This is a genomic window from Mesorhizobium sanjuanii (assembly GCF_002529485.1).
GTDB classification, from domain to species: Bacteria; Pseudomonadota; Alphaproteobacteria; order Rhizobiales; family Rhizobiaceae; genus Mesorhizobium; species Mesorhizobium sanjuanii.
This window is the reverse complement of record NZ_NWQG01000169.1, coordinates 1-3,253: the sequence shown is the minus strand read 5'-3', so window position 1 is coordinate 3,253 and position 3,253 is coordinate 1. Positions and strand designations below refer to the sequence as shown.

The 3,253-nt window shown below is 63.6% G+C and carries 3 protein-coding genes; all 3 read right to left on the bottom strand.

Going from position 1 to position 3,253, the window contains the following annotated elements; all coding sequences use genetic code 11:
* Positions 1-55: 55 nt before the first annotated feature.
* The 3 genes from CN311_RS23025 to CN311_RS23015 are packed head-to-tail and all read right to left on the bottom strand — an operon-like array spanning position 56 to position 3,233.
* On the bottom strand, positions 56-1,483 hold the full coding sequence (locus CN311_RS23025) for a gamma-aminobutyraldehyde dehydrogenase (protein WP_097575993.1): 1,428 nt from the start codon (positions 1,481-1,483) through the stop codon (positions 56-58).
* Between the two features lie 39 nt (positions 1,484-1,522).
* Positions 1,523-2,338, bottom strand: coding sequence for an ABC transporter permease (locus tag CN311_RS23020; RefSeq protein WP_097575992.1), 816 nt, complete (start codon positions 2,336-2,338; stop codon positions 1,523-1,525).
* A complete protein-coding gene (locus tag CN311_RS23015; protein WP_208866561.1) occupies positions 2,328-3,233 on the bottom strand; it encodes an ABC transporter permease in 906 nt (301 codons plus the stop codon). Before CN311_RS23015 ends, CN311_RS23020 begins: the two co-directional genes overlap by 11 nt.
* Positions 3,234-3,253: the final 20 nt, after the last annotated feature.

Genomic DNA, 3,253 nt, shown 5'->3' with positions numbered 1-3,253 from the left:
CTCCGCAAAAATCCATATGCGATTGCCCTGCCGTGAACGGGGAGAAGGGAAGGCGCTACCCGTGCGCAACCATCACGTGGCGGACGGCGGTGTAGTCCTCGAGCGCGTAGAGTGACATGTCCTTGCCGTAGCCGGATTGTTTCAGTCCGCCATGCGGCATTTCATTGGTCAGCATGAAATGGGTGTTGATCCAGGTGCAGCCATACTGTAGGCGCGCGGCTGTCGCCATGGCACGCGACACATCCTTCGTCCACACCGATGAGGCCAGGCCGTAGTCGCTGTCATTGGCCCAGTTCACGGCTTCGTCGACTTCCGAGAAGCGGGTGACCGAGACGACCGGTCCGAACACTTCGCGGCGCACGATCTCGTCTTCCTGCAACGCGCCGGCGACCACCGTCGGCTGGTAGAAGAAACCGGAACCCTCGCCCGGCTTGCCGCCGGTGGTGATCTCGATGTGCTTCAGTTCCGAGGCGCGCTCTACGAAACTCGACACACGGTCGCGCTGGCGGCGCGAGATCAGCGGCCCGATCTCGTTCTCGGTGTCGTCGGGGCGGTCGTATTTGATGGTCGAGACGGCCGAGGAGAGGTCGGCGACCAGTCTGTCGTAGATCTTCTTGCCGGCATAGATGCGGCAGGCGGCGGTGCAGTCCTGGCCGGCATTGTAAAAGCCGAAGGCGCGCAGGCCGTTGACCACCGCGCCGAGTTCGGCGTCGTCGAAGACGATGACCGGCGCCTTGCCGCCAAGCTCCAGATGCGTGCGCTTGACCGATTTGGCCGCCGCCTGCAGCACTTTCTTGCCGGTGGCGACGTCGCCGGTGATCGAGATCATGTTGACCTTGGCATGGTTGATCAGCGCGTTGCCGACGCTGTCGCCACGGCCGAGCACGACATTGACGACGCCCTCGGGCAGGATGTCGGCCAGGATCTTCGCCAACTTCAGCGCTGTCAGCGGCGTCTGCTCGGACGGCTTGAAGACGACGGTGTTGCCGCCGCCGATCGCCGGCGCCAGCTTCCAGGCCATCATCATCAGCGGATAGTTCCAGGGCGCGATCGAGGCGACGATGCCAATCGGGTCGCGCCGTACCATCGAGGTGTGACCGGGCAGATATTCGCCGGCGACCACACCGGGCATCGAGCGGACAGCGCCGGCAAAGAAGCGATAGCAATCGACGATCGCCGGGATCTCGTCATTGAGCACGGCATTGATCGGCTTGCCGCAGTTCAGCGCCTCGAGTGCCGCAAAGTCCTGGGCCTCGGCCTCGATGCGGTCGGCGATCTTGAGGAGATAGGCGGAACGCTGCGCCGGCGTGGTCCGCGACCAGGTGGCGAAAGCCTTTTCGGCAGCCGCCAGCGCTGCCTCGATCTGCGTCTGACTGGCCTCCGGCAGGTTGAGAATGATCGCCCCGGTCTTCGGATTGAGGATTGGCTCCTCGGTTTCGGTGCCCTTCTCGAATTTCGAGCCGATCAGCATCTTTGTGTCCATGGACATCTCTCCCTTATGAACTCTCGTTCATTGTTTGGGTTATTTGCCGGAGCCGGCGATCTGGTCGCCGTCGCGGGTCAGGTAGTAGGCAAGAAGGATCGGCAGCAGCGTCACCAGCATCACGACCATGGCGACGACATTGGTGACCGGGCGTTGGCGCGGCCGGATCAGTTCCTCCAGCATCCAGATCGGCACGGTCTGCTGCTGGCCGGCGGTGAAGGTGGTGACGATGACCTCATCAAAGGAAAGCGCGAAGGCCAGCATGCCGCCGGCAAGGAGCGCCGTGGCGATGTTGGGCAGCACGACATGCCGAAAAGTCTGGAAGCCGTCGGCGCCGAGGTCCATCGAGGCCTCGATCATCGAGCCTGAGGTGCGGCGGAAGCGGGCGACGGCGTTGTTGTAGACGACGACCACGCAAAAAGTGGCGTGGCCGAGCACGATCGTCCAGAAGGAGAACGGAATCTCGGCCAGCGAAAAGGCCGAACGCAGCGCGATGCCGGTGATGATGCCGGGCAGCGCGATCGGCAGGATGACCAGCAGCGAGATGGTTTCGCGGCCGAAAAATTTTGTGCGCGACACGGCGGCGGCGCAAAGCGTGCCCAGCACCAGGGCAATCGCCGTCGAGATCGCAGCGACCCTGACCGACAGCGACAGCGCCTGCCAGACATCCGGACGGTTCCAGGTGACGGCGAACCATTGCGTGGTCAGCCCCGGCGGCGGCCAGACGAAACTCTTCTCCTCGGTTGTGAAGGCATAGACGAAGATCAGCAGGATCGGCAAATGCAGGAAGAGCAGGCCGACTGTGGCGGCGATCTTCAGGCCCAGCGGAGCTGATTGGCCGCGGTCAGAGCGCATCGAAGGCTCCCATGCGCTTGGCGCCCCAGAGGTAGAGGCCCATGATGACGATGGGCACCACGGTGAAGGCGGCGGCGAGCGGGATGTTGCCGGCGGTGCCCTGCTGCGAATAGACGGCCTGGCCGATGAACAGCCGCGAGGTGCCGATGATCTGCGGGATGATGTAATCGCCAAGCGTCAGCGAGAAGGTGAAGATCGAGCCGGCGACGATGCCGGGCAGCGCCAGCGGGAACAGCACGTTGCGGAAGGTCTGGCCGGGCGAAGCGCCGAGATCGGACGAGGCCTCGACCAGATTGCCGGGCACCCGCTCGAGTGCGGCCTGCACGGGCAGGATCATGAAGGGCAGCCAGACATAGACGAAGACGATGAAGGTGCCGGTGGCGGAGACCGACAGCGAATTGCCGCCGACGACCGGCAGCGACAGCCAGCCATCGAGCAGCCACAGAAGGTGCAGCTTGGCGAGCAGCCAGGTGAGGATGCCTTCCTTGGCGAGGATCAGCTTCCAGGCGTAGATCTTGACCAGGTAGCTCGACCACAGCGGCAGCATGACGCCGAGATAAAACAGCGCCTTCCAGCGGCCGCGCGCATAGCGCGCCGCGTAATAGGCGATGGGGAAAGCGATGACCGCCGAGGCCAGCGTCACCAGTGCGGCCATCGTCACCGTGCGCATGATGATGTCGAGATTGGCGGCCTGCAACAAATCGCCATAGGTCTTCAGCGTGAACTCACGGTTGATGAGGCCGGAGAACTCGTCGATCGAAAAGAAGCTCTGCAGCAGCAGCGCGAACAGCGAACCGATATAGACGATGCCAAGCCACAGAACCGGTGGCAGCAGCATCAGGAGCAACAGAGCCTTCGGCTTGCGCCAGAACAGGTCCGACAACGCCCCGCGCATACCGCCGCTGCCCGGCAGGA

What these genes read in the sequence shown, in the direction of transcription:
- CN311_RS23025 (WP_097575993.1), bottom strand. Translation starts at nt 1,483, where the DNA reads ATGGACACAAAGATGCTGATCGGCTCGAAATTCGAGAAGGGCACCGAA.
- CN311_RS23020 (WP_097575992.1), bottom strand. Translation starts at nt 2,338, where the DNA reads ATGCGCTCTGACCGCGGCCAATCAGCTCCGCTGGGCCTGAAGATCGCC.
- CN311_RS23015 (WP_208866561.1), bottom strand. Translation starts at nt 3,233, where the DNA reads ATGCGCGGGGCGTTGTCGGACCTGTTCTGGCGCAAGCCGAAGGCTCTG.